Here is a 24,191-nt window from a genome sequence, read left to right on the forward strand (position 1 = left end):
TCATTCCGCCGCGGCGAGTTCTTCGGTGCTGACGCTGATCGCCGCATGCGCCATCGCGGCGATCACGGCCGCGTGCTGGTCGACGACGGGCAGCACGTTCGCGAAGTAGTAGCGCGCGCTTTTCAGCTTGCCGCGATAGAACGCGAGTTCGGCCGGCGCGTCGGCCGTCTCGGGCGCATCGAGCCGGCGCGCGGCGATCGTCGCCGATTCGAGCAGCACCCACGCCGACGTGACGACGCCGAACATCTCCAGGAAGCGCGTGTAGAACTGGCTGCTGCGATGCGTGTGGCCGTCCTGCACGTCGCGCGCGATGTCGTCGAGCGCGACGCCGATGCGGTCGGCGCCCGCGCGCAGCGCGTCGAACAGCGGCCGCAGCTCCGCGTGCGTGCCGGCGTGATGCTGCTGCGCGAGGAACGCGTCGAGTTCGTCGCGGTAGTACTGGATCAGCCGCGAATGGCGGCCGAAGCCGAGCTTGTCGCGCACGAGATCCTGCGCCTGGATGTAGTTCGTGCCTTCCCAGATCGACAGGATCTTCACGTCGCGCGCGTTCTGCTCGACGGGGCTCGCGTCGGTATAGCCGAGCCCGCCGTGCACCTGGATCGCCGTTTCGCAGATGCGCCACGCCTGGTCGGAGATGAACGCCTTGCAGATCGGCGTCAGCAGCAGTTGCAGCTTGCGATGGCGCTCGATCTCGGCCGGGTCGGCGTCGGGCGTCGCCTCGAGCATCGCCGCGCGCGTCGCGGTGGCCGCGAGCTTGCCGAGCAGGCCGCGGCAGCCGTCGACGCGGCTCTTCATGTCGACCAGCATGCGCTGCACGTCGGCATGCTCGACGATCGCGACGCGCGCCGCGTTCGTATTCGACGCGCGCTCGATCGGCCGGCCCTGCAGCCGGCGGCCCGCGTATTCGACCGCATGCAGGTACGCGCTCGACGCGACGCCGACGCCGAACATCCCGGTGCTCATGCGCGCCTGGTTCATCAGCGGCATCAGCTGCAGCAGGCCGACGTTGCGCCGGCCGCCGAGCAGCCAGCCTCTGGTCGTGCCGTTCGCGCCGAACACGAGATGCGTGTTCGCGCAGCCCTTGAGCCCCATCTTGCGCGGCAGGCCGATGCAGTCGACGTGGTTCGGCTGCAGTTCGCCGGTTTCCTCGTCCGGCCAGAAGCGCGGCACGACGAGGCACGACAGCGAGAACGAATCCGGCGACGCGGTATCGATGCGCCCGAGCACGAAATACAGCGTGTTTTCCGTCAGCTCGTGCATGCCGGCCGAGATGTACACCTTCTCGCCGTCGATCGCGTAGATATCGCGTTCGAGCGGCGTCGCGCGCAGCGCCACGGCGGTGAGGTCGGTGCCGGCCTGCGGCTCGGTCGCGCAGAAGCACGCATCCCAGCGGTACGCTTCGAGCGGGGCGATGAGCGCTTTCTGGTGCGGCGTGCCGTGCATCTGCAGCAGCTTGATCGCGGGGCGCGTGAAGCCGCCGTAGGTCATGAACGACGGATTCGCGCCCATGAACATCTCGTAGATCATCTGCGTGACGATCGGCGGCAGCCCGTGCGCGGTGCCGAACAGCGTGTTCGACCATTCGTCGCGAAAGCGCGCCCACAGTGCGTGGAAATGCGAAGGAATCCGGACCTGGCCGTCGTCGAGCAGCGTGCAGCCCTCGACGTCGGCCTGCTGGTAGCTGCGGCCGAGGTCGAGCGCGAAATCGCGTGCGCGTTCGAGCAGCGCGTCGACCGATGCGCGGTCATGCGTGCCGTACAGGCCGTGTTCCGCCAGGAACCGCTTGTCGGCCTCGAACAGTTCCCACAGAAAGAAGCGCAGCTCGCGCAGGCTCACCTTGTATGCGCTCATCATGCGTCTCCTTCGATATCGAGCGCGGCGTCGAGACCGCCGGCGAGATCCACGACGGCGGCCGCCGCCGCGCCATGCAGCGCCGCGTCCCACACGAGCACCGCGCGGCGTTCGCCTTCGTCGAGCGCGCCCGCGAGCCGGATCAGCGCGGCGGCCGATTCGGCCGACGACAGGTGGCCCGACCCGTCATGCTGGATGCGCGCGCCGACCGGGATCGACGCGGCGTCGGCCACGCGCGCCGCGAAGCCGGGATCGAAGCCGGGCGGCACGCACCAGTCGATCTGGTTCGCGCGCAGCCTGGCCTGCTCGAGCGCGCGGCGGATCGCGCGGGCGGCGACCGGCGCGAGCGTGTCGCGCAGCGCGGCCGGCGCATCGGCCCACGGATCGGCGATCGACGGCCCGAACTCCATCGCGACGGCGCGTACGCCGCCCCACGCGGCCGGCTCCGCCGCCGGGCCCGCGCGCGATACGAGCAATGCGGCGGCCGCGTCGCCGTAGCCGACCAGGTCGCCGAACTGGCGGAAGAACGGGTAGAGCCACTTGTCGCTGAGGATCACGAGCGCCTGGTCGCCTTCGTCGAGCAGCCCGTCGAGCAGCATCAGCGCCGAATACCAGCCGAGCGTGCCGTTCTGGCCGAGCGCGAACGGCGTTACGCGCTGCAGCCCGAGTTCGTACTGCATGCGGCCGACGACCGAATCGCCGATGCCTTCGTTGAGCGCGCTGCTCGCGACGATCACATGCGTCGTGCGCGCCAGCGCGCCGGAGCCGAGCTGGTCGCGCAGGTCGAGCGCCGCGTCGGCGGCGAGATCGGCGAGGCTGCGCCCGGGCGGCGCGACGCGCAGCGCGGGCCGGCCGCCCGGCGCGAGGCGCGTGCCTTCCTCGGGCGTGAGGGCGCCCATGCCGCGCGGCCGCGCAAAGCGCGCCTGCGGCAGCAGCAGATGGCGGTAGCCGGGATGGCGCTCCTGCGCCTGGATCGCGCTGAACACGACGGCGGGCGGCAGCACCACGACGCCGCCGGACAACGCGAGCATGCCGGGCGCCGCGACGCGCGGCGCGCCGACACAGGTTTCATCGAGCGTCGACAAGGTCATGCTGCGGTCTCCTCGAGGTTCGGGCGCGCGAACGCGTCGCGATACTGCGCTTTCAGCGCCGGTCGGTCGATCTTGCCGTTCGGGTTGCGCGGCAACGCCGGCAGCGGCTCGACGACGAGCGGGCTCATGTAGGTGGGCAACGCGTCGCGGCATGCGCGGGCGATGTCGGCGCGGCACGCGTCGGCGTCGAGCGTCGACACGACGCACGCGGCGATCGCCTCGCCGAGCGCCGGGTGCGGGACGCCGAACACGGCGGCCTCGCGAATGTGCGGCAGCGCGAACAGCACGTCCTCGACCTCGGTGGGGCTCACGCGATAGCCGGACGTCTTGATCATGTCGTCGCCGCGCGCGACGAAATACAGATAGCCGTCCGCGTCGCGCCGCACGATGTCGCCGGACCACACGGCGACGTCCGGACGCGGGATCTCGCCGTGCCGGCGCGGCAGCGGGCGAAAGCGCTGCGCGGTCAGCTCGGGCCGGTTCCAGTAGCCGAGCGTGACGAACGCGCCGCGATGCACGAGTTCGCCGGGCTCGTCGGCCGCGCATTCGCTGCCGTCCGCGCGCAGCACGAGGATCTCCGCGTTCGGCACGGCCTTGCCGATCGACGTCGGGCGCAGCGCCGCGTCGGCCGGTGCCAGATAAGTCGAGCGGAATGCCTCGGTCAGCCCGTACATCAGGTACGGCGACGCGTGCGTGAACAGCGCCTGCAGGCGGTGCAGCAGCGGCGTCGCGAGATGGCCGCCGGTGTTCGCGAAGCGGCGGATCCGCGTGCGTGCGGCGTCGCTCCAGCCGGCGGACGCGAGCTGCATCCAAAGCGGCGGCACGCCGGTGATCGACGTGACGCCGAACGCATCGCAATGGCGCGGCACTTCGGCCGGCTGCAGGAAGTCGAGCGGCGTGTAGCACGCGCCGGACGCGAGCGCGGTCGTGAGCTGGCTCAGGCCCGCATCGAAGCTGAGCGGCAGCACGCCGAGCACGACGTCGTCGTCGGCCAGCCGCTGGTACGCGGCGACGCTGAACGCGCCCGACACCAGGTTGCGGTGCGAGACGACGACGCCTTTCGGCTTGCCGGTCGAGCCGGACGTGTAGAGCAGCGCGGCCGGATCGTCGTCGACCGGCCGGCCGGCGGGCGCCGCGGGCGCGTCGGTGCCCGGCGAGTCGATCGCGTCGGCCAGCTCCTCGATCAGCAGCGTGCGCGCGCCGACGAGCGCGGCGAGCGCCGGCAGGCGCTTGAGCCGCTGCGCGCCGGTCACGAACAGCGCGGCGCCGCTGTCGGTGACGATGTGTTCGATCTGCGCTTCCTTCAACTGCGGATTGACCGGCACGAAGATCGCGCCGAGGGCGTTGGCCGCGAGCATCGCGACGACGGTCTCGATGCGCTTCGGCGCGTAGATCGCGACGCGTTCGCCGGGCTGCACGCCGCGTGCCGCGAGGACGGCGGCGGCGCGCCGCACCGCGCGGGCGAGCTGGTCGTAAGTCAGGGTGCCGCCGCCGTCGGCATACGCCGGACGATGCGGCCAACGCTCGGCGCCGTGTTCGAGCAGGTCGGCGATGCTGATCAATGCGTTCATGATCGGCTCCTCTGGTTCAGGCAGGCCGCACGTACACGTGCGCGGCTTCGTGGGACAGGAAATGCGCCATCGAGTACGTGCGGTGATAGGCGCCGCAGCGCGCGAACACGGCGATGTCGCCGACCTGCGGCGGCGCGCCCGCGTCGTCGCGGCCGATCACGTCCGCGCGGCTGCAGGTGCTGCCGACGTAGAGCGTCGGCACGCCGCGCGACGGCGGCGCGGGCGTGCGGCGCACGAGCGACGGCGTGGCCAGCCGGCGCATCACCGATTCGGTCTGCGCGAGCAGGAATGCATGCGACAGGCCGCCGTCGCAGACGGCGATCGTGCGGTCCTGCCACGCTTTCACCGCGACGACGCGCGTCGCGAACACGCCCGCATCGGCGAAGATCGCGCGGCCGGATTCGTGCGCGAGCGAATGCCGGCCGGCCAGCGGCGCGAGCGCGGCGGCGTAGCGCTCGAACGCCGCGTCGCCCGGGTGATCGTCGGCAAAGCCGCCGCCGAGGCTCAGCGCGCCGAGCGGCGCGCCGTTGGCCGGCGCGAGATCGCGCGCCAGCGCCGCGAGCAATTCGGGCAAGACGAGCGTGTCGGGCTGCGTCGCGTCCTGACGGATGAACGAATGCGGGCCGGAGAATACGTGCAGCCCGGCCACCGGCAGGCCGGCGGACGCAAGCGTGCGCACCGCGTCGTGGGCCTCGTTCGGCGTCATCCCGAAGTGGTCGTGCCACGATGCGCGCGCGTGAGCGCCGGCCAGCGCACCGGCGTTCACGCGCAGCAGTACGGCGCCCGGCGTGCTGCCGCCGGCCGCCGCTTCACGCGCGAGCGGCACGAAACGCGCGACCGCGTCCGGGTTGTCGAGCACGAAATGGCAGCGCGACGCGAGCCCCGCCCGCATGAACATCTCGTCCATCGACGGATTGTTCAGGTAGCGCGGCGTCTTGATCCGGCCGATCACCGCGTCGAGTTCGCCGCGGCTCGCGAGTTCGACACCGTCCTCGTACGCATGCGCGCAGCGCGCGAGCATGTCCTGGTTCGGGTTCGCCTTCAGCGACACGATCAGCCGCGTGCCGAGCCGCGCCTTCAGCGACCGGTAGCGGGCGATCGCGACCTCCGGCTCGTACACGTAGCACGGCGTGCGCAGGTCGGCGATCCATGCGTGGTCGCCGGCGGGCGGAAGCGGGCGCTCAGGCGTCATGGCGGCCCACCGGATGGAGCGTGGCGGCCGCGTACGCGCCGCAGTTCGACTGCATCACGCCGAGCACGCGCTGGCCGCGCGCGAGCGCATCGAGCCCGACGTCGGCCAGGTTGATCGGAAAATCCGAACAGCACGCGTGGCCGCGCGCATGGATGTTGTCCGCGTAGAGCCGCTCGGCCGGCACGCGCATCGCGCGGCACAGCGCGTTCCAGCCGGGCAGGTCGGCGTTGTGCGGCAGCACCAGGTCGTACGCGTCGAGCGCATGCGGCTCGAGCGCGACGGCCGCGTCGATCGCGCGGCGCGTGTACGGCCACTCCATCATGATCAGGTCGGCCTCGTTCGCGGCGACGGTGTCGGAGCCGCGATGCCATTTCGCGTGCGTCTCGATCGCGATGCCGCCGAGCCGGTTCTTCGTGCTGTTGCGCGCGATCAGCATCGCGGCCGCGCCGTCGCACTGCACGCCCGTCATCTGCCGCATCCGGTAGTCTTCGCCGTACACGCGGTCGGACGACACGACGAGCGCCGCGTCGAGCTGCGGATGGCGGCGCATCAGCGCGCGCACGGTCTCGATGCCGGCCGCGACCGACACGCAGTTCAGTTGCGCGACGGAGCCGAGCCACAGCGGCTCGATGCCGAACTGCGCCGCCACTTCGTGCGGCAGGCTGCGCGGCGCGGGCGGCACGCTGAATTGCTGTGTGTGCACGTGCACGATCGCGCCGACGTCGGACGGATGCACGCGCGCGGTGTCGAGCAGCCGGCCGACCGCCGCGATCGCGAGATCGGTCTCGCTCGTGTCGAGCGCCATGTGGAAATAGCGGCTGCCCGACTGCGCGATCGCGGCCGCCCGCTGCGCCGGATAGTCGCGTTCGGCGGCCCAGGCCTCGATATCGACGGGTGGGCCCGGCAGCTCGTAGGCCACCGCGTCGATGCCGATCCAGAAGCCGGCGTCGCGGGATGCGTGGGAAGAAGGCATCGTCATGTCAGTTGAGCGGCATCGCCGCGTAGTCGAGGACGTCGAGCTTTTCGAAGGTCGCCTGCACGGTGGGCGTGAGCAGGCCCATTTCGCGGATCGTCGGCACGAGGCGCCGGAAGATCGAGCGGCGGATCGAGCTCGACACCGGCGATTCGCGCACCATCGCGCTGCATTCGCGTTTCGACAGCCCCATCGGTTCCCAGATGTCGTCGGCGCACAGGTGTTCGTACAGCACGGCCGCGCCTTCGCAGACGAACTCCTCGCGCTCGCGCAGCTCGTGCGCGCTCATCTCCGCGTACACGCGGCACAGCGTGATCCGGCCGACCGCGAAATGGCGCGATTCGTCGCGCTGGATGCGTACGAACAGGTCCTTGATGAACGGATCGGTGCTGTACGCGACGACGCTCTGGAAGATCGACAGCGCGATGCCTTCGACGAGCACCTGCATCCCGAGGTTCGTCATGTCGAGCGCGCTGCTCGTGATCGTGTCGTGCAGCAGCCCTTTCAACGAGCGGCTCATCGGGTAGCTGACGTCGAGCTTCTCGTTGACGAGCTTCGCGTACGCCTCGACGTGGCGCGCTTCGTCCATCATCTGCGCGGCCGCGCACAGCCGCGCGCTCAGGCCGCTCTCGGCCGACGCGAGCTTCGACGCGCAGATCAGCGCGGCCTGCTCGCCGTGCAGGATCTGCGACAGCAGCCAGCCCTGCGCGTGATGGCGCACCTCGCGCTTGTCGGCGTCGGCCAGCTTGCCCCACAGCTCGGTGCCGTAGATCAGCAGCGTCGGGTCGGGCATGCCGAGCGGATTCGCCGGGTCGAGGTCGTGGCTCCAGTCGACGTCGGTCGCGACGTCCCACTGCGCGGCCTTCGCCTTCTCGTACAACCGGTTCAGCGCCTCTTCGCGCAGCGCGTAGTCGTTCGACATCAGTGCGTCGACGGGCATCGACCAGCGGATATCGGCGGTGTCCTGCATCACGGTCAGCGTGTCATTCATCTCAAGGTCTCCCCGGCCGCGCGGCGGCGCCGGAATGATGGGCGGAATCGGTGAACGGGGCGGCGCCGCGCAACGCGCCCGGGTGAGGCGCGAGGCGGATCGCGAACGACGGCCACGCGCCGCGCAGTTGCGCATCGAACGCGTCGGCGAGCCGCGCGGGCCAGATCGCGCAGCACACGCGGTTGTCGCCGGCGAATTCCGCGTCGCGCAGGATGCGGTCGCCGATCCAGACGACCGGCGCGCCGCGCGCGGCGTCGCGCAAGGCTTCGTCGTACAGGTGCACGCCGAGCAGCACGTGCGGCGCGAGCAGGTCGGCCGGCAGCGCGCCGAAATACGGTGCGCACACTTCGATGAACAGGCGCGCGTCCGGATGCACGGCCTCGCGAATCCGTGCGGTGACTTCCGCGAGGAACGCGAAATACTGGACGTGGTCGAGCAGCACGCGGCGCTCGCCGCCGGCCGCGTCGTACGTCTCGCCCGCGTCGTACGCATCGCCGGCCGCTTCCGCGAGCGCGGCGCGCGCATAGTCGGCCGGCGTGTCGAGCGGCATCCGGTACGCGCTGGCCGCGACCGCCACCGGCCGCCGCGCATCGCGCTCGATCCGGTAGGTGAAGTGAACGGGTCGCACCATGTCACGCCTCGCCGTCGAGAGAGAACGTCGCATCCGGCGCGAACGCGACGTCCGCGATCGCGTAATAGCCGTTCAGCGCGAGCGAGCAGACGGCCGCGCGGCGCGGCGTGTCGCCGTCGCGGTGCGCGAGCAGCACCGACAGCCACGGGTCGCTGCCGAACGCATGACCGAACACGCCGTGGCCGTCCGGCAGCAGCGGCGTCTTGCCGACCGACGCAAGCAGCGCGCGGCGCGACGTGGCCGGGAAGAACGGCAGCGCCGCGTGCAGCCCGGGGCGTGCCGCGCAGAACGTGCGGATGTCGCGGCCGAGCCGCACGACGGCGCTCGCCGGCGGCGCGGCGTCCGCGATCACCGACTGCGCCGGTTCGCGGCCGACGTCGACGAGCAGCGTGCACACGCCGAAGCCCGAGCGCCCCCAGGCGGGATTGCCGTGCCAGTACGTGTAGCCGTGCACGTCGAGGTCGACGATCTGCAGCAGCAGCGTGCGCGGCCCCGTTTCGGCCGCGGTCGCGAGCGTGCGGCGCAGCACGTAGCCCCAGCCCGCGCATTCGTACGAGCAGGTCATCCAGTCGGGCGTGTAGTCGTTCGCGCCGGCGAGCGCCTGCGCGAACACGCGATGCTGCGGCGAGTCGTTCATCAGCAGCATCGACAGGATCGTCGAGCTCACCACGTAGTCGTCCGCGCCGACCGCGCCGCACAGCCGCTCGCGTTCGGCGCACGCGAGCGTGCCGATCGCGCGGGCCGCGTCGTCGAGCGGCACGGCCACGCCGTCGCGCGACGGCGCGACGCGCCGGTACGCGAGCGCCTGCACGGTCAGCGCGGTCGCCGGGGCCGGCTGGACGGCGGCGGGCGCGGCCGCCGCGGGGGCAAGGGGCGCGAGCATCGCCGTATCAGGCCGCGTGCTGCTGGCGGCGCAGTTGCGCGTCGAGCTGCTGCAGCGTCGTGTATTGCGTGATGTTCAGCGCTTCCGGGTCGATCGAACCGTACAGCTGTTCGCAGAACACGATCAGCTCGACGATGTTCAGCGAATCGATGCCGAGTTCGCCGATGCCGGCGTCCGTGTCGACGGTTTCGACGTTGAGGATCTTCGCGACTTCGCGGGACAGGATGTCGAGCGCGTCGGCCGGAACGTTCTGGGTCGTCATGAGGGGAGCTCCTGAAGTTGAGTTGAATTGATCGGGATCGATCGGCCTGTCGCGTGGGTCAACTGCCGGCTTCGCAGCGCAGGCTCTTGCGAAGCTCGTGATAACACCGGTACGAACTGCCTTCCATCTTCGAAAACGCCAGCAGGTCGCGCTGGTCGTCGAACAGCGCGACCTTGCCGTCGCGCACGAGCGCGGTGAGGAACTCGTTCGACAGCAGCTTGATCGCGAGCACGCGCTGCACCTTGCCGAAGCTGTAGTGCGCGTCGTCGGTCTGGCTGCGCGCGGCGTCCGCGATGAAACGGTGCACGGCGCGCGCGTCGGCATCGAGCTCGACGCGGCCGGTTCGTTCGAGCCAGCCGACGTGCGCCATCAGTGCGCGGACGAAGTACGGCCGCACGACGGTCAGGTATTTGTTGAACACGGTCGGGCCGCCGATCCGCAGGCGGTCCTCGGCGGCGACGCGTACCTGGCCGCCGACGTTCGCGAGCTGCAGGTTGCCCGCGAGGAACGGCGCGCCGCAGGTCGTGCGCGCGAGCTTGCGGTATTCGTCGGGCCACACGAGGTACGCGGCCGGGAACATCACGCCGGGCAGGCGCGCGGCGACGACGGCCATGCAGTCGCGATGCGCCTCGATGCCCCACACCTTGTCGACGGTGAGCGCGAGCCCGCTGTCGTCGCTGCGCACGACGGTGCGCCACGCGGCCAGCGTCGGGCCGCCGCCGTCGCTCATCAGGAACGCGAAGTTGTGGCCGGCGTCGATGCAGTCGCAGGCGCGGCGGTTCTGGTCGTCGGAGAAGAACAGCCCGAACATGATGCGGATGAACGCGCGCATGAACGGCTTGAACAGGTGATGAAACCCCTCGCGGCCGATCTGCTCGAGCAGCGCTTCGGTGAGCGGCGCCTCGTCGTGCCGCAGCGGCGTCGACGCGGACGCATCGGGCAGCACGTCCGGCATGGACGCGCGCAGCGCGATCACCATCTCGCTGTCGAGCAGCCGCACGGCGGCGGCTTCGACGAGCCGGGCGGCCGCGCGCGGCGGCGTGCCGATGGCGTCGAGGTGGCGCAGTACCGGATACGCGGCCTGGTCGGCCACGCGCAGGAGCGGTGGCGGTGCGACCGGGGCGGGGGCGGAAAGCGTGGACATGGCTGGGTTCCTGTCAGAAACGCACGCGCACGGCGGCGTCGATACGGGTGCCGAGACCGACCATCCGGTACTCGGACTGGCTGTCGGAAAATGCGCGGGTGAGCGCGACATCGACGCTCACGCGCTTGTTCACGTCGGCGACGACCTGCGCGATCGCGAGCAGGCCCTTGTCCTGCGGCGAGTACACGCCGCGCAGCGAATACTCGACGCGGCCGACCTTCTTGCCGAGCCGAGCGAACAGGTAGTCGCGCAGGCTGCCGTCGACGCTCACGAAGTTGGCCGTGCCGCCGAGGCCGGCCAGCGCGGCGCCGGGCGCGACAGGCAGCAGCGCGTTGTTCGCCTGCACCGCGCCGACCATCCGGCGCCACTGGCGCGCGTCGTAGCGCGCTTCGTCGTGCGACCACTCGACGATCAGCGACAGGTTGCCGGGCAGCGCGCTCTGCATGCCGAGCGCGCTGCGCCACATGTACTGGCGATCGTTGCGGCGGTCGACGGCGTCGTAGGCCGCCGCCGAATCGAGCGGCGTGCCGTTCGCGATGAAGGCGGGCAGCGGCCGCGTCGTGCCGTGTTCGAGCCACGCGCTCGCATAGACGGTGTTCGAGCGCGCGACGTCCAACGACAGCGTCGCGCCCGCGCCGCCGCGGCCCGCGTGACGGCCGGCCAGCAGCGCGGCCGAGCCGCCCGACCAGTTGTACGCGCCACGCACGAGCTGCGTCGCGCCCTCGACGTCGCGGTTGTCGACGTCGTTGCGCAGCGTGCGGTTCTCGCCGGCGATGAACTGCAGCGTGGTCTGCTCGCCGGCCCATTTCGCCTCGACGAGCGGCGTGCCTTCGACGTCGCCGTAGCGATCGTAGATGTCGGCCGTCGCGGCGCGTTTCTGGAAGAAGCCGAGCGGGAAGAACGCCTGCGACGTGTCGAGCGCGTCGATCCGCTTGCCGGCCGTGAGCGTGATGCCGTTGTCGAACGCGTAACGCATGCCGGCTTCGTTGAAGCGGCTCGCCTGCGCGCCGAGCGAATGGTTGCTGGCGACGACGCGGGCATTCACGAACAGGTTCTCGCCGTCGATGCGCGCGAGCAGGCCGGCTTCCTGCTGGTTGCGCGGCGTGTCGCCGATCAGGCGGCCGAGCAGCGCGTGGCCGTCCATGCTGTCGACGGAGCGCACGTAGCCGATGCCGTTGAGCGTGCCGAGCTGGTCCATCAGCGAATCTCCGTGCGCAAGCGTGCAGCCGAGCGCGAGCGGGAGGGCAAGCGCGACACCGGGCCAGCCGCGGCGGGCGCGGCGGGCGCAGCCGGACGATGAACGGAGGCGGTCACGATGAGCATCGGCATCGGCGTCGTACTCACTGGCCATCGGCGAGCGTGTCGGGGTTGAACCAGCCCGACGGAATCTTGCGCGGCTGGCCGTCGAGGATGTCGACGACGCTCGCGCGCTGCTTCTCGACCTCGTTGCGATACGTGATCTTGCGGATCACCTTGCGACCGTTCGCGTCGACCGGCGCGGAGAAATCCGCGCTGCGAAACAGCAGGCCGCTTGCCAGGAAGAACTGCGCGCGCAGCGGCACGTCGGTATCGGGCGATACCCACAGCTTGATCGTCGGGTACACGTTGTCGGGATCGGTCGCGGTCAGGTCGAGCTCGGTGGCCGGCTTGCCGGCGATCGGCGTCGTGCCGGGCGCGGCCGTCGCGCGATAGCTGTCCGCCCAGTGCGTGCGCGTGATGTCGCTGATCACGACTTCGCCCTGCAGCCGCTGCATCCCGTTGATGCGCACCGCGCTGCGCGTGTTCGGCACGTAGAACCAGTGCCCGCGCGTGGTCGCGAGGTACTTCTGGCCGTCGTTCTCGCCGCTGCGCGTCAGCGCGAGCGTGTCGCCGTTGCCGCGCGTGTAGACGAGATAGCGGGTCGCGTCGCCGGCTTGTCCGCCGACTTCGTTGGTGATCTGGATGTTCGTCTGCGTATCGGCGGCCGTGCTCCGGTAAGCGTCGGCGCGGGCGAGCATGGTCTGGGCCGTCGGCGCGTCGGCCGCCGGCGCGGCGAGCGGCGCGCACGCGACGAGCGCGGCGAACGTAAGGCGAATGCGATTCATGGGGCGAGTCCTTCGAGGATGTTGCGTTTCGCGAGCCCGAGCGTCGCGAGCAGCGCCGCGGCCACGCCGAGCACGACGAACGCGGCTTCGACGGCGGCCACGGCGGCCGGCGACACCGTGAATTCGAGCAGGATCGGTTTCACGCGGCCGGGCGGCGCGGGCAGGTGGATCTGCGCATGATTGAGCGCGACCATCGTCAGCAGCGCCACGGCGATGCCGGCGGCCGCACCGAGCAGCCCGAGCAGCGCGGTTTCCTGGACCAGCACGCCGCGCACCGTGACGGCCGGCACGCCGAGCGCGCGCAGCGTCGAGATCTCGCGGCGTCGCTCGACGATGCTCATCAGGATCCAGTTGCTCATCGACAGCAGGATCGTCACGCAGAGGATCGCGCCGAACACCGAGAACTGGTTCTTGTACAGCGCGACGACCTGGTGATAGAGCGACACGAGCTGGTCCCAGGTCTTCACGTCGAGCGTCGGCAGCGCGGCGCGCAGCGTCGCGGCGGCGGCCGGCGTGCCGGCGGTGTCGTGGAGAAACACCGCGATGCGCGACGCACGGTCGGTACGCAGCAATGCCTGTGCGGCCGTGAACGTCACGTTGACGATCCGTTCGTCGACGTCCTTGTTGCCCGTGCTCATCACGCCGACGATCTGCGCGTCCGTCGCGTTGATGCCGCCGTGCGCGGTCGACGCCATCAACTGCACGACCGAGCCGACGTGCACGCCGAGCTTGCGTGCGAGTTCAGCGCCGACGACGACTTCGGTACCGGCATTCGTCGGCGACAGATAGCGGCCCGACAGTACCGTGTGATAGTCGAAGAAGCCGGGCGGTTCGCGGTTCGGCTCGATGCCTTCGCCGACGAAGCCGTAACTGAGATCGCCGTTCGACACGAGCCCGTCGAAGTCGATGCCGCGCGCGGTCGTCGCGACGTCGTGCAGCGTGGCGATCGCGCGGGCGGCGGCGGCTTGCTCGTCGGCGCTCAGCCCGTACTGCAGCGGCCGCTCGCCGATCAGGTCGAGATAGCCGTGGTGCAGCACCTGCACGTGGCCGACGCCGCTGTCGATCGAGCCTTCTCGCACCGCGTCGAACGTCGCGATCACGTAGCCGAGCGCGAGGCTCGACGCGAACGCGGCGACGCCGATCATCGCCATCGTCAGCACGGTGCGGCGCCGGTTGCGCCAGAGGTTACGCCACGCAAACGTCGACCAGTTCACGATTCACTCCCGGTACGCCATCGCGCATCTCGATGCGGCGCGGCAGGTGCGCGCACAGACGATCGTCGTGCGACGCAATCAGAAAGGCGGTGCCCAGCGTGCGGTTGGTGTCGAGGATCAGCTCGGCCACCGCGCGCGCGTTGGTGCTGTCGAGGCTCGCGGTCGGCTCGTCCGCGATCACGATCGCCGGCTCCTTGGCGAGTGCGCGGGCCAGCGCGACGCGCTGTTGCTCGCCGCCGGACAGCTCGCCGGGGCGGTGGCGTTCGCGCGCGGCGAGCCCCACCGCGTCGAGCATCGCGCGGGCGCGTTCGCGCCGTGTGCGCGGCGTGCCCCACGCGAAGCAGCCGAGCTCGACGTTCTCGAGCGCCGACATCACCGGAATCAGGTTGAATTGCTGGAACACGAAGCCGATGCGTTCGCGGCGAATCCGTTCGAGCGTGTCCGGCGTGTCGTCGATGCGGCGGCCTTCGAGCCAGCGTTCGCCGCTGCTCGGTACGTCGAGAAAGCCCGCGAGATTGAGCAGCGTGCTCTTGCCGCTGCCCGACGGGCCGACGAGCGCGATCACGTCGCGCCGGCCGATCGAGATCGTCGCGCCGCGCACCGCGACGACGCGGCCCGCGCCCTCGTACACGCGCGTGACGTCGCGCAGCTCGAGCACGGCGCCAGGCGAGGCGGCCGTCATGCGAACGCTCCCTGGCCCGCTTCGACGGCGGCCGACGCGGGAATCACGGGCAACGCGCCGTTCGCATAGAGATCGCGACACTTCAGGCGCTGCAGCTTGCCGCTCGTCGTGCGCGGCAGCGAGCCGGGCTCGACGAAACACAGATCCTGCGCGGCGAAGCCGATGCGCGACGCGAGCAGTTGCTGGCATTCGGTGCGCGTTTGCGGCGTCGCGTCGACCGGCCGCGCCTCGATCGCGACGACCAGCCGCTCGGTGCCGGTTTCGGGGTCGGGCAGGCCGAACGCGATGCACGTACTCTTGCGCAGCGCGCTGTGCGACGCCAGCGCCTCCTCGATCTCGTGCGGGAAATAGTTGCTGCCGCGAATGATGATGACTTCCTTCTTGCGGCCGAGGATATGCAGCTGGCCGTCCGCGACGTAGCCGATGTCGCCGGTGCGGAACCAGCCGTCGGCCGTCAGCGGCGCGGCGATCGTGCCGTCGGCGGGGTTCAGGTAGCCGAGCATCACCGACGTGCCGCGGATCGCGACTTCGCCGACGGCGCGATGGCCCAGCACATGGTCGCCGTCGTCGAGGATGCAGAACGCCATCCCGTCGATCGGCGTGCCCATCGCGAGCACCGTCTCGGTCTCCGTATCGAGGCCGTCGTTCGCGGCGGCCGGCTGCGCGTCGCGGCGCTCGATCAGCGCGCGCCGGTCGAGCGTATCGGCGATCACGTACGGCGCGCCGTCGACCGTGCCTTCGTGCCACGCGCGATGCATCGATACCGCGAGCGTCGATTCGGCCATCCCGTAGCATGGCTGCAGCGCCGACGCCGCGAGGCCGTACGGCGCAAACGTCGCGGCGAAATCGCGCAGCGTCGCGTCGTCGACGCGTTCGCCGCCGATGAAGATGTTGCGGCACGCGGACAGATCGACGCCGTCCATCGCGGCGGCATTGAAGCGGCGCACGCAGTAACGCAGCGCGAAGGTCGGCACCGACGTCGTCGTCGCGCGTGCCGACGCGATGCGTTTCAGCCAGCCGAGCGGGTTACGGATGAAACTGTTCGGCTGCATCATCAGCAGCGGCGCGCGGTAATGCAGGTTCGACAGCAGCGTGAGCAGCCCCATGTCGTGATAGAGCGGTAGCCACGACGCGGTGCCGTCGCCGGCCGCGATATCGAAGCGCACCGACCCGCCGATGCCGAGTACGTTCGCGATCACGTTCTCGTGGCTGAGCACGGCAGCCTTCGGATGCGACGTCGACCCCGACGTGAGCTGCACGTGATGCGGATCGCGGCCGCTCTTCGCGCTGATCAGTGCGCGCGTGCCGGCATCCGCGGCGCTCGACAGCGTCGCGAGATCGACGACGCGCGTGGCGGCGGCGGGAAACGCGTCGTCGCGCCAGGTCGCGGCCTGCGCGTCCGCGGCGATGACGAGGCGCGGCCGGTACAACTCGCACGCGACGTCCGCCACCTGTCGCCCGGCCGCGGCACGCCGCGCGGGAACGGGCACGGTACACGGCAGCGCGCCGGTCATCACGCAGGCCATCATCGCGGCCGCATGCTCGACCGACGCGGGCAGCGCGAGCATCACCAGATCGTTCTCGCGCACCCCGAGCTCGCGCAATGCGCCGGCCTGGCGAAACACCTCTTCCGCGAAGTGCCGGTACGTGATGCCCGCTTCGCGGCCCGCGTCGTCGACGAACGTCATGCGATGCATGGCGCCCGCCACGTCTTCGAGCGATTCGATCAGGCGATGAATGGTGGATGCGCACTTCGTCACGAGGATTCTCCCCTTGAGGAACACGGCCGCTCGCGCCACGGTGCCGGCGGCGCCGTTCGTCGAGTGAGGAGGATTCTTGCCGGATCGATACGCGGCGACAAACGGAATCTATGCAGGCTATGCATGAGCGGAGCGCATCCACCCGGGCCTGCGCAAGCCGCTATTCATGTGACCGAGCGCCAGGTGACCGGTCGGTCTCATTCGACCGGTCGTCTAGTTCACGATGTGGTGCGCTCATGCGCGGGCGTCATGCAATGCGTTCGGAAAATTCGTTTGTCCGAAACATCGACTCACAGAAGAATTGCAACCCGGCAGCGCGCCAGCGTCGCCGCGTCATCGTGCCGGGCAGCCCGGCCCAAGGAGAGCGTCTTGTCCGTCACCTCATCGCTTGTCGCCCGCCCGAAACCCGTTACAGACATGAAGAGCCGCCCGAGCGGCGTGGTCTTCTCGCTGAAGCTGGTCGTATACGTCGCGCTCATCGCGCACGGGATGATGTTCGCGCTGTCGGCGCTCGTGATCCTGAAGGTGGCCGGCATCCTGCTGATCGGCGCGATGTATGCGCACGGCGTCGAGCTGCAGCACCAGGCGCTGCATTACCAGGGGTTCCGCAGCAAGCGCCTGAACATGGTGTTCGGCGTGCTGCTCGGCATGCCGATGCTCGTGTCGTTCCATGCGTACCAGGACAGCCACCTGCGTCATCACCGGCTGCTCGGCACACCGGAGAACAAGGAGTTCTTCGACTACGGCGACCAGTACGGCGCGAGCCCCGTCGTCCATGTCGGGCTGTGGGTGTGGCGCCTGTCGATGGCCGCGCACTATATCCAGTTCGCGAAGAACGTCGCGAAGCTCGTCGTGCCGGGCGCGCGCTTCGGCGACAACGCGCTCGTGTCGCGCGCGATCCGCCGCGACTACCTGCTGATGGCGGCGGCGATCGCGCTGCTGGCCGCGCTGTCGTTCGCGTTGCACACGTGGTTCGTCGTGTGGGTGTGGATCGTGCCGCTCGTGTTCGTCGCGGCGCCCGTGCATGCACTGGTCGAGATGCCCGAGCACTACCGTTGCGACCTGACGAGCACCGACCCGTTCCGCAACACGCGGACGATCGAGAGCAACGCGTTCATGACGTGGTTCACGAACGGCAACAACTATCACGTCGAGCATCACATGATGCCGAACCTGCCGATCGAGCGGCTGCACGACCTGCACGGCGCGATCGCCCCGCGCATCCGCTATTACCACCGCACGTATCGGCAGTTCTACTACGCGTTGCTGCGCGGCCGGCTGTCGCCGCGTTCGGTGGACGACGATCGGGACGACCGCGAGCCCGACGCCGAAGCGGCTGCGCCGGCGTCCACCCAGTCGGCGTGAGCGCCGATGCCGAATACCTTGCGACGACGGTGACGACGATGCTCTATCCGGAACTTTTCAGGTCGCTGGAAGCGGTTCGCTGGGACATGGAGAAGGACATTCCGTGGAACCGGTTCGATCCGACGTTGCTCACCGACGAGCAGGCCGAGACGATCAGGATGAACGCGATCACCGAATGGTCGGCGCTGCCCGCGACGGAAATGTTCCTGCGCGACAACCGGCACGACAGCGACTTTTCCGCGTTCATGAGCGTGTGGTTCTTCGAGGAGCAGAAGCACTCGCTGGTGCTGATGGAATACCTGCGCCGTTTCAGGCCGGAGAGGGTGCCGACCGAGGCGGAGCTGCATGCGGTGCGCTTCGAGTTCGATCCGGCGCCGCCGCTCGAGACGCTGATGCTGCACTTCTGCGGCGAGATCCGCCTGAACCACTGGTACCGCTGCGCGGCCGACTGGCATACCGAGCCCGTCATCAAGCAGATCTACGAAACGATTTCGCGCGACGAAGCGCGTCATGGCGGCGCGTACCTGCGCTACATGAAGAAGGCGCTGAACAACTGCGGCGACGTCGCGCGTGCCGCGTTCGCGAAGATCGGCGTGCTGATGGCGTCGGCGCGCCGTACCGAGAAGCCGCTGCACCCGACCAACCTGCACGTGAACCAGGCGCTGTTCCCGCGCGACACCGTGCAATCGCGTCTGCCGGATCCGGAATGGCTCGAGCGCTGGCTCGACGAGCAGATCCGTTTCGACGGCGAGTGGGAGAAGAAGGTGGTCGAGCGGATCCTGCACAACCTGTCGATCCTGTTCGGGCGCACGTTCGCGACCGCGCAGGAGCTGAACCGCTATCGCCGCGAAGTGACGGCGCGGGCGACCGGCGCGGCGGAGCGCCCCTAGCCGATCGACACGTATCGCTGCCGTGCGGCGCGGGCCGGATGGCGGCCGACACGCGAGTCCGATGCACGCCGACCGGCGCCGCCGGCCGGCGGATTATTCATTTCCGGACATAATCGGCTCATCCGTTCATTGAAATGACATGACAGGATTAATTTGTCATGTTTAGCAAGTGTTAATAAACGCTGAATTCCGGATTAAGCGATACTTTGGATGTCTGTTGCAGACTGTTTGTTTTTCGTGATCCGGAAAATAAAATGGAAAAGTCGGGTCATTGAAACCTGATTGTAGGAATCGGATGGTGCCTCTGCCAAGGCGGTGCATTCGTCGCAATAACGGCGGATTCGGCCTGAAATCGCCTGTTTTTGCGACGATTTATCGGTCATTTCGGGCACTGGAATCATTCATATATTAATTTACAAAATCACTACTCGATAATGTTGGTGAAAGCATATCGATGCGGTAAAAATTGATAGATAAATACAAGTGTCACGATTGAAAATAAGAATGATATGTATCCATGCTTCAATATAAAATCGTTTCCGAATCCAAATAGGAGAGACGACACAGGGAGACGAACGGCAACTTGTCTGTCGATGGGTGCAACTTTGAGGAGGCGGTATGGCTAATGTGAGATTGGCAAAGCGATTGAGGAGTCTGCCTTCGCTGGACTTCCTGAGAGGCTTCGAATGCGCGGCGCGCCATTTGAGCTTCACGCGTGCGGGGCAGGAACTGAACGTCACGCAGTCGGCCGTGAGCCGACAGGTCAAGGCGCTCGAGGAGCAACTGCGGATCGAGCTCTTTCATCGACATATTCGTTCGCTGACGCTGACCGACAAGGGGCGCGAGCTCTACGACGCGATCTCGTTCGCGTTGTCCGACCTCGAATCCGTGGTCGGCAAGCTGTCGTCGAGTGTCGGCCAGCGTGCCATCTCGTTGTCGACCACCGTCTCGTTCGCCGCGCTGTGGCTGATTCCGCGCCTCGGTTCGTTCCGCGCCAGCTATCCGGACATCGACGTGCGCGTATCGGCAACGAGCGAAATTGAAGATCTTAAGCGCAAACGTTTGCATTTGGCCGTGCGCTATGCCGGGCCGTACACGTCGACCGACGATACGGACGTGCTGTTTCGCGAGCGTGTCGTGGCCGTGTGCAGCCCGAGCCTGATGACGGCGACAGGCGACGCCGCGTCGATGAAGCCCGCCGATCTCGACAAGCACGTGCTGCTGCATCTCGACGACCCGCGCGGCGAATGGCCGTGGCACGGGTGGAGCCATCTGCTGAAGGAACTCGGCGTGCCGCGGCTGCGGCCGGCCGGCGCGCTGCACTTCAGCCAGTACGATCAGCTGGTCCAGGCTGCCGTCGACGGGCACGGCATCGCGATCGGCAGGCGGCCGCTGGTCGACGGGCTGTTGAAGCAGGGGCGGCTCGTCGAACTGTTCCCGCATTGCACCGTTGCATCGGGCAGCTACGTGCTCGTGCAGAACCCCGATGCGTGCAACGAATTCGATATCGCGGTGCTGACCAACTGGCTGCTCGAGCAAGCGTGCGATCCGCCCGCGTCGGAGCAGGGCGCGGCCGGCAGCAACGTGCTGCCGATGTATCGCGTCGGATAGCGCGGCGCGCGGCTAATGCATGGTGCGCGGTGTCATGCGCCGCATCGGCAAGCTGTGCTATGATGCACCGCTTCGCGTTCGTCGCGGAACGCCACCACCGACCGCGGCGCCCGTTCCCGGGCCGCCGCCGGGTCCTGACATCCCGGAGACAGCATGCCCGCACACAGTATTCACGGCAGTACCCTGCATTATCTCGATCGCGGCGCCGGTTTTCCGGTGCTGCTCGGGCACAGCTATCTGTGGGACGCGACGATGTGGGCGCCGCAGATCGACGCGCTGTCGCGCCGGTATCGCGTGATCGTGCCGGACCTGTGGGGGCACGGCGGATCGGGCGCGCTGCCGGACGGTACACACACGCTCGACGATCTCGCCGCGCACGCGAGCGCGCTGCTCGACGCACTGGAAATCGAACGGTGCGCGATCGTCGGGCTCAGCGTCGGCGGCATGTGGGGCGCGCGGCTCGCGTTGCGCGAGCCGCAGCGCGTGCGCTCGCTCGCGATCATGGACGCGTCGCTCGAAGCGGAGCCCGATGCGACGCGCACCCGCTATTTCGGAATGCTCGATGCGATCGAGGCCGCGGGCCGCATCGCACCGCCGCTGCTCGACGCGATCGTGCCGCTGTTCTTTCGGCCGAACGTCAATCTCGCGGACCCGGTGCCGACGGCGTTTCGCGATGCGCTCGCGAATCTGCCGGCCGACCGGCTGCGGCAATCGATCGCGCCGCTCGGCCGGCTGATCTTCGGCCGGCCCGACACGCTCGCGACCCTCGCCGGACTCGATGCCGAACGCACGCTGCTGATGTGCGGCGCGGGCGACATGGCGCGCCCGCCGTCGGAAACCGTGAAGATGGCGGGCGTGATCGGCTGCGCGCATGCGCTGGTGCCCGACGCCGGCCATATCTCGAACCTGGAGAATCCCGCGTTCGTCACGCGCACGCTGCTCGACTGGTTCGATGCGCAGCAATTGCCGGCGAACTGACGGGGATGCGAATGGCGACGCGCGCGCAGGCCGCGCGGCGTCGCATCGATCGGTTCACGCGCGCTCGCTGACCGGCGTGAACGTCCGGTCGCGCCCATGTGCTTCGCCGGCACCGCCGCGCACGAGGCTCAGCGCTTCCGCGCGGCTCGCCACGCACGGCCCGGAGCCGGGCAGCGGCTGGCGCGCCGTCTCGCGCAGCGCGAGCACCGACACGATGCCGATGAACGACGCGCCCATCAGGTAGTACGCGGGCATCATCAGGTCGCCGGTGCGATCGACCAGCCACGCGGTGACGAGCGGCGTCGTGCCGCCGAACAGCGACACCGACACGTTGAAGCCGATCGCGAGCGCGCCGTAGCGGATGCGCGTCGGGAAGAGGGCGGGCAGCGCCGACGGCATCACGCCCGTGAACGTCGACAGCAGGACGCCGTAGATCAGCATTCCGCCGAAGATCGGCAGCATGCCGCCGGTGCGGATCAGCATCAGCGCCGGCACCGACAGCGCCAGCAGGCCCACGCAGCCGGCCATCATCACCGGCTTGCGGCCGACCTTGTCCGACAGGTGCCCGGCGTACAGCGTCATCGGCATCATCAGCACCATCACGAGCAGCACCATGAAGAGCCCGTGCGATTCGCGCACGTGCAGCGTCGCCGACAGGTAGCTCGGCAGGTACGACAGCGCCATGTAGTCGGTCACGTTGAAGATCAGCACGAGGCCGACGCATTGCAGCAGCGGCTTCCACTGTTCGGCGAGCAGCGTCGCGAAGCGCTGCTTCGGACGTGCGCGCTCGTCCGCCTCGCGTGCTTCGGCCTCCTTCCTGAATGCCGGCGTTTCCTCGAGCTTGAGCCGCACGTAGAGACCGACGAGGCCGAGCGGGCCGGCGATGAAGAACGGCACGCGCCAGCCCCACGACAGCAGCGCGTCCTGCGACAGCGTGGCCGTCAGCAGCGCGACCGTGGCCGCGCCGAGCGTATAGCCGATCAGCGTGCCGAATTCGAGGAAGCTGCCCATGAAGCCGCGGCGCTTGTCGGTCGAGAACTCGGCGATGAAGGTGGCGGCGCCGCCGTATTCGCCGCCGGTCGAGAAGCCCTGCACGAGGCGGGCGACGAGCAGCAGGATCGGGGCCATGATGCCGATCGACGCATAGCTCGGGATCAGGCCGATCGCGAAGGTGCCGACGGCCATCATGATCATCGTCGCGGCGAGCACGCGCTGGCGGCCGATGCGGTCGCCGAGCGGGCCGAACACCATGCCGCCGAGCGGGCGCACGAGAAACGCGGCCGCGAACGTGCCGAAGGTGGCGAGCAGCTGCGCGGACGGGCTGCTGGACGGAAAGAACACCTTGCCGAGCGTGACGGCGATGTAGCTGTAGACGCCGAAGTCGAACCATTCCATCGCATTGCCGAACGCCATCGCGCCGACCGCGCGCTTGAGGACGGCAGGATCGACGATCGTGATGTCATCCAGCTTGACGGACGGGCGCGAAGGCCGGGCTTTCGCGGGGTGCGCTTGCGATGAACTCAATGAACGCTCCTGGAATTGCCTTGGCGGCCGGCCGGCGGGAATGCGGCGGGGTCGTGCGGACCGACGGACAGCGAAGGCGGATGTCTCGGGGATGTCTCGATGCCGGTGGCGTGACGCGCGCGACGGACGCCGCCGGGCAGGTGTGTTGTGCGAACCAGTTTAGAGAAACGGGCGCGAGCGGCTATCGGTCATGCGCCTGGAAAGCGGTGGTAAACGACACGCGGGGAGGGGCGCCGATCGCGTCCGTCGGGCGGCGGCGCGACGTCGACGATCATTTCGCCGCGCGCCGGCCCGCGGAGACGAGCAACGCCACGAACGCCGCCTCATCCGCGCGCAGGCCGCGCGGCGTACGCTGGACCGCGAGCGCGGCGAGCGCGCCCGACTCGAACGCGTCGAGCACGACCGGATGGATGTAGCAGCGCCGGCACACGGCCGGCGTGTTGCGCAGCAGGTCGGCCACCGCGCGCACGGTCTCGACGATCTGCTTCCTGGCATGCGTGACACCGCGGTGCTCGACGCGCCGCAACAACCCGAGTGCGTGCACGCTGCCGGCCCACGTCCGGTAATCCTTCGCGGTGAAATCGGCGCCGCCGGCCTCGCGCAGGTAGTCGTTCACGTCGGACGACCCGACCGGACGGCGTGCGCCGTCGTCGTCCACGTACTGGAACAGCTCGTGACCGGGCAGCTCCGCGCAGCGCCGGACGATCCGCGCGACCCGCGCGTCGTCGACCGTCACGTCGTGTTCGATCCCGCTCTTGCCGGCGAAGCGCAGCCGCACCTGGCCGGGCTGGATCTTCAAATGGCGCTTGCGCAGCGTCGTCAGCCCGTACGAACCGTTGTCGCGCGCGTATTCGGCGTTGCCGATCCGTGCGAGCGTCGTGTCGAGCAACCGGACGATCGTCGCGACGACCTTGTCGCGCGGCATGCCCGGCAACGCCAGATCGCGGGTGACGCGGGCGCGGATGCGCGGCAGCGCACGCGCGAATGCGGCCATCCGCGCGTACTTGTTCGCGTCGCGGGTCTCGCGCCACTGCGGGTGATAGCGGTATTGCTTGCGCCCGCGGGCATCGCGGCCCGTGGCCTGAAGATGGCCGCGCGGGTCCATGCAGATCCACACGTCGGTGTATGCGGGTGGAATCGCCAGCGCGTCGATCCGGGCGATTTCGTCGGCATCGCGCACCCGCACGCCGTCCGGCCCGTAATACGCGAAGCCGTTGCGCAGCCGCCGGCGCGTATAGCCGGGCTGACGGTCGTCGACATGGCGCAGCGCGACGCCGCCGCTCGAAGCGGGCTGCTTCATGTCGCGACGGGCCGGCCGGCGGCGGTCGGTGCGCGGCGACCCGCGTTCACGGGCGGCGATCATGCTTGTCTCCTTTGGGTTCGCGTGAAGGGCGGGTGCCTGGCATGGGGTGCGAACAGCCGTTGCGACGGAGCAAGAACCGTGCGCCGGGTCGCGCGGGCCGGTCTCAGCGTTTAGGTGTTTATACGTATGCC

21 protein-coding genes are annotated in these 24,191 nt (G+C 69.2%); 4 read left to right on the forward strand and 17 right to left on the reverse strand.

The annotated features are described in order from the left end of the window. Genes HWX62_RS00925 through HWX62_RS00995 form a run of 15 tightly spaced genes read right to left on the reverse strand, consistent with a single transcriptional unit; the run spans position 1 to position 16,329 of the window. Positions 1-1,851 (reverse strand): acyl-CoA dehydrogenase, encoded by a 1,851-nt coding sequence (locus HWX62_RS00925; protein WP_175985062.1) that lies wholly within the window; start codon positions 1,849-1,851, stop codon positions 1-3. After that, positions 1,851-2,942, reverse strand: a complete 1,092-nt coding sequence (locus HWX62_RS00930; protein WP_175931389.1) for a hypothetical protein — start codon at positions 2,940-2,942, stop codon at positions 1,851-1,853. The genes HWX62_RS00925 and HWX62_RS00930 overlap by 1 nt, the downstream gene beginning before the upstream one ends. Then, on the reverse strand, positions 2,939-4,513 hold the full coding sequence (locus HWX62_RS00935) for an acyl-CoA ligase (AMP-forming), exosortase A system-associated (RefSeq protein WP_175931390.1): 1,575 nt from the start codon (positions 4,511-4,513) through the stop codon (positions 2,939-2,941). The genes HWX62_RS00930 and HWX62_RS00935 overlap by 4 nt, the downstream gene beginning before the upstream one ends. A 16-nt stretch (positions 4,514-4,529) precedes the next feature. Further along, positions 4,530-5,705 (reverse strand): PLP-dependent decarboxylase, encoded by a 1,176-nt coding sequence (locus HWX62_RS00940; RefSeq protein WP_175931391.1) that lies wholly within the window; start codon positions 5,703-5,705, stop codon positions 4,530-4,532. After that, the gene (locus HWX62_RS00945; RefSeq protein ID WP_175931392.1) at positions 5,695-6,684 is read right to left on the reverse strand and encodes a 3-oxoacyl-ACP synthase; all 990 of its coding nucleotides are present in this window, start codon (positions 6,682-6,684) and stop codon (positions 5,695-5,697) included. Before HWX62_RS00945 ends, HWX62_RS00940 begins: the two co-directional genes overlap by 11 nt. Before the next feature lies 1 nt (position 6,685). Continuing rightward, complete coding sequence (locus tag HWX62_RS00950; RefSeq protein ID WP_175931393.1) at positions 6,686-7,669, reverse strand: ferritin-like domain-containing protein; 984 nt, start codon at positions 7,667-7,669, stop codon at positions 6,686-6,688. 1 nt (position 7,670) lies between these two features. Beyond that, positions 7,671-8,300, reverse strand: coding sequence for a hypothetical protein (locus HWX62_RS00955; RefSeq protein WP_175931394.1), 630 nt, complete (start codon positions 8,298-8,300; stop codon positions 7,671-7,673). 1 nt (position 8,301) lies between these two features. Next, positions 8,302-9,183, reverse strand: a complete 882-nt coding sequence (locus tag HWX62_RS00960) for a hypothetical protein (protein WP_175931395.1) — start codon at positions 9,181-9,183, stop codon at positions 8,302-8,304. 7 nt (positions 9,184-9,190) lie between these two features. Beyond that, complete coding sequence (locus tag HWX62_RS00965; RefSeq protein ID WP_011350104.1) at positions 9,191-9,445, reverse strand: acyl carrier protein; 255 nt, start codon at positions 9,443-9,445, stop codon at positions 9,191-9,193. Positions 9,446-9,503: 58 nt separating this feature from the next. Beyond that, positions 9,504-10,589, reverse strand: coding sequence for a hypothetical protein (locus tag HWX62_RS00970; protein ID WP_175931396.1), 1,086 nt, complete (start codon positions 10,587-10,589; stop codon positions 9,504-9,506). A gap of 13 nt (positions 10,590-10,602) precedes the next feature. After that, positions 10,603-11,940, reverse strand: coding sequence for a hypothetical protein (locus HWX62_RS00975; RefSeq protein WP_175931397.1), 1,338 nt, complete (start codon positions 11,938-11,940; stop codon positions 10,603-10,605). Next, the gene (locus HWX62_RS00980; RefSeq protein WP_175931398.1) at positions 11,930-12,673 is read right to left on the reverse strand and encodes an outer membrane lipoprotein-sorting protein; all 744 of its coding nucleotides are present in this window, start codon (positions 12,671-12,673) and stop codon (positions 11,930-11,932) included. The genes HWX62_RS00975 and HWX62_RS00980 overlap by 11 nt, the downstream gene beginning before the upstream one ends. Continuing rightward, a complete protein-coding gene (locus HWX62_RS00985; RefSeq protein WP_175931399.1) occupies positions 12,670-13,887 on the reverse strand; it encodes an ABC transporter permease in 1,218 nt (405 codons plus the stop codon). The genes HWX62_RS00980 and HWX62_RS00985 overlap by 4 nt, the downstream gene beginning before the upstream one ends. Further along, positions 13,859-14,569 carry an ABC transporter ATP-binding protein gene (locus HWX62_RS00990; protein ID WP_175931400.1) on the reverse strand — a complete coding sequence of 237 codons (711 nt, stop codon included), beginning with the start codon at positions 14,567-14,569 and terminating at the stop codon, positions 13,859-13,861. The genes HWX62_RS00985 and HWX62_RS00990 overlap by 29 nt, the downstream gene beginning before the upstream one ends. Then, on the reverse strand, positions 14,566-16,329 hold the full coding sequence (locus HWX62_RS00995) for a fatty acyl-AMP ligase (protein ID WP_244135912.1): 1,764 nt from the start codon (positions 16,327-16,329) through the stop codon (positions 14,566-14,568). Before HWX62_RS00995 ends, HWX62_RS00990 begins: the two co-directional genes overlap by 4 nt. Before the next feature lie 417 nt (positions 16,330-16,746). Here HWX62_RS00995 and HWX62_RS01000 point away from each other — a divergent pair, with 417 nt between their 5' ends. From HWX62_RS01000 to HWX62_RS01015, 4 genes are all read left to right on the forward strand, one after another. Beyond that, positions 16,747-17,694, forward strand: a complete 948-nt coding sequence (locus tag HWX62_RS01000; RefSeq protein ID WP_175931412.1) for a fatty acid desaturase — start codon at positions 16,747-16,749, stop codon at positions 17,692-17,694. 29 nt (positions 17,695-17,723) lie between these two features. Further along, entirely contained in the window at positions 17,724-18,584 is an 861-nt protein-coding gene (locus HWX62_RS01005) for a ferritin-like domain-containing protein (protein WP_175985093.1), read from the forward strand. A gap of 618 nt (positions 18,585-19,202) precedes the next feature. Beyond that, the gene (locus HWX62_RS01010; RefSeq protein WP_175930855.1) at positions 19,203-20,195 is read left to right on the forward strand and encodes a LysR substrate-binding domain-containing protein; all 993 of its coding nucleotides are present in this window, start codon (positions 19,203-19,205) and stop codon (positions 20,193-20,195) included. Positions 20,196-20,348: 153 nt separating this feature from the next. Continuing rightward, on the forward strand, positions 20,349-21,173 hold the full coding sequence (locus HWX62_RS01015) for an alpha/beta fold hydrolase (protein WP_175930854.1): 825 nt from the start codon (positions 20,349-20,351) through the stop codon (positions 21,171-21,173). 54 nt (positions 21,174-21,227) lie between these two features. On the opposite strand, the gene proP is transcribed toward HWX62_RS01015, so the two are convergent. Both proP and HWX62_RS01025 read right to left on the reverse strand, forming a co-directional pair. Then, positions 21,228-22,697 (reverse strand): glycine betaine/L-proline transporter ProP, encoded by a 1,470-nt coding sequence (gene proP, locus HWX62_RS01020; protein WP_175930853.1) that lies wholly within the window; start codon positions 22,695-22,697, stop codon positions 21,228-21,230. A gap of 271 nt (positions 22,698-22,968) precedes the next feature. Further along, the gene (locus HWX62_RS01025; protein ID WP_175930868.1) at positions 22,969-23,997 is read right to left on the reverse strand and encodes a DNA topoisomerase IB; all 1,029 of its coding nucleotides are present in this window, start codon (positions 23,995-23,997) and stop codon (positions 22,969-22,971) included. Positions 23,998-24,191: the final 194 nt, after the last annotated feature.

This window comes from Burkholderia sp. BCC0506, from assembly GCF_902833145.1.
Classification (GTDB): Bacteria; Pseudomonadota; Gammaproteobacteria; order Burkholderiales; family Burkholderiaceae; genus Burkholderia.

Bases quoted from the DNA above. Each gene is read 5' to 3' on its own strand.
- HWX62_RS00975 (WP_175931397.1), bottom strand. From the start codon at position 11,940: ATGGCCAGTGAGTACGACGCCGATGCCGATGCTCATCGTGACCGCCTC.
- HWX62_RS00945 (WP_175931392.1), bottom strand. From the start codon at position 6,684: ATGACGATGCCTTCTTCCCACGCATCCCGCGACGCCGGCTTCTGGATC.
- HWX62_RS00955 (WP_175931394.1), bottom strand. From the start codon at position 8,300: ATGGTGCGACCCGTTCACTTCACCTACCGGATCGAGCGCGATGCGCGG.
- HWX62_RS00980 (WP_175931398.1), bottom strand. From the start codon at position 12,673: ATGAATCGCATTCGCCTTACGTTCGCCGCGCTCGTCGCGTGCGCGCCG.
- HWX62_RS01025 (WP_175930868.1), bottom strand. From the start codon at position 23,997: ATGAAGCAGCCCGCTTCGAGCGGCGGCGTCGCGCTGCGCCATGTCGAC.
- HWX62_RS00965 (WP_011350104.1), bottom strand. From the start codon at position 9,445: ATGACGACCCAGAACGTTCCGGCCGACGCGCTCGACATCCTGTCCCGC.
- HWX62_RS01015 (WP_175930854.1), top strand. From the start codon at position 20,349: ATGCCCGCACACAGTATTCACGGCAGTACCCTGCATTATCTCGATCGC.
- HWX62_RS00960 (WP_175931395.1), bottom strand. From the start codon at position 9,183: ATGCTCGCGCCCCTTGCCCCCGCGGCGGCCGCGCCCGCCGCCGTCCAG.
- HWX62_RS00970 (WP_175931396.1), bottom strand. From the start codon at position 10,589: ATGTCCACGCTTTCCGCCCCCGCCCCGGTCGCACCGCCACCGCTCCTG.
- HWX62_RS00950 (WP_175931393.1), bottom strand. From the start codon at position 7,669: ATGAATGACACGCTGACCGTGATGCAGGACACCGCCGATATCCGCTGG.
- HWX62_RS00940 (WP_175931391.1), bottom strand. From the start codon at position 5,705: ATGACGCCTGAGCGCCCGCTTCCGCCCGCCGGCGACCACGCATGGATC.
- HWX62_RS00930 (WP_175931389.1), bottom strand. From the start codon at position 2,942: ATGACCTTGTCGACGCTCGATGAAACCTGTGTCGGCGCGCCGCGCGTC.
- HWX62_RS00925 (WP_175985062.1), bottom strand. From the start codon at position 1,851: ATGAGCGCATACAAGGTGAGCCTGCGCGAGCTGCGCTTCTTTCTGTGG.
- HWX62_RS01010 (WP_175930855.1), top strand. From the start codon at position 19,203: ATGGCTAATGTGAGATTGGCAAAGCGATTGAGGAGTCTGCCTTCGCTG.
- HWX62_RS00990 (WP_175931400.1), bottom strand. From the start codon at position 14,569: ATGACGGCCGCCTCGCCTGGCGCCGTGCTCGAGCTGCGCGACGTCACG.
- HWX62_RS01000 (WP_175931412.1), top strand. From the start codon at position 16,747: ATGAAGAGCCGCCCGAGCGGCGTGGTCTTCTCGCTGAAGCTGGTCGTA.
- HWX62_RS00935 (WP_175931390.1), bottom strand. From the start codon at position 4,513: ATGAACGCATTGATCAGCATCGCCGACCTGCTCGAACACGGCGCCGAG.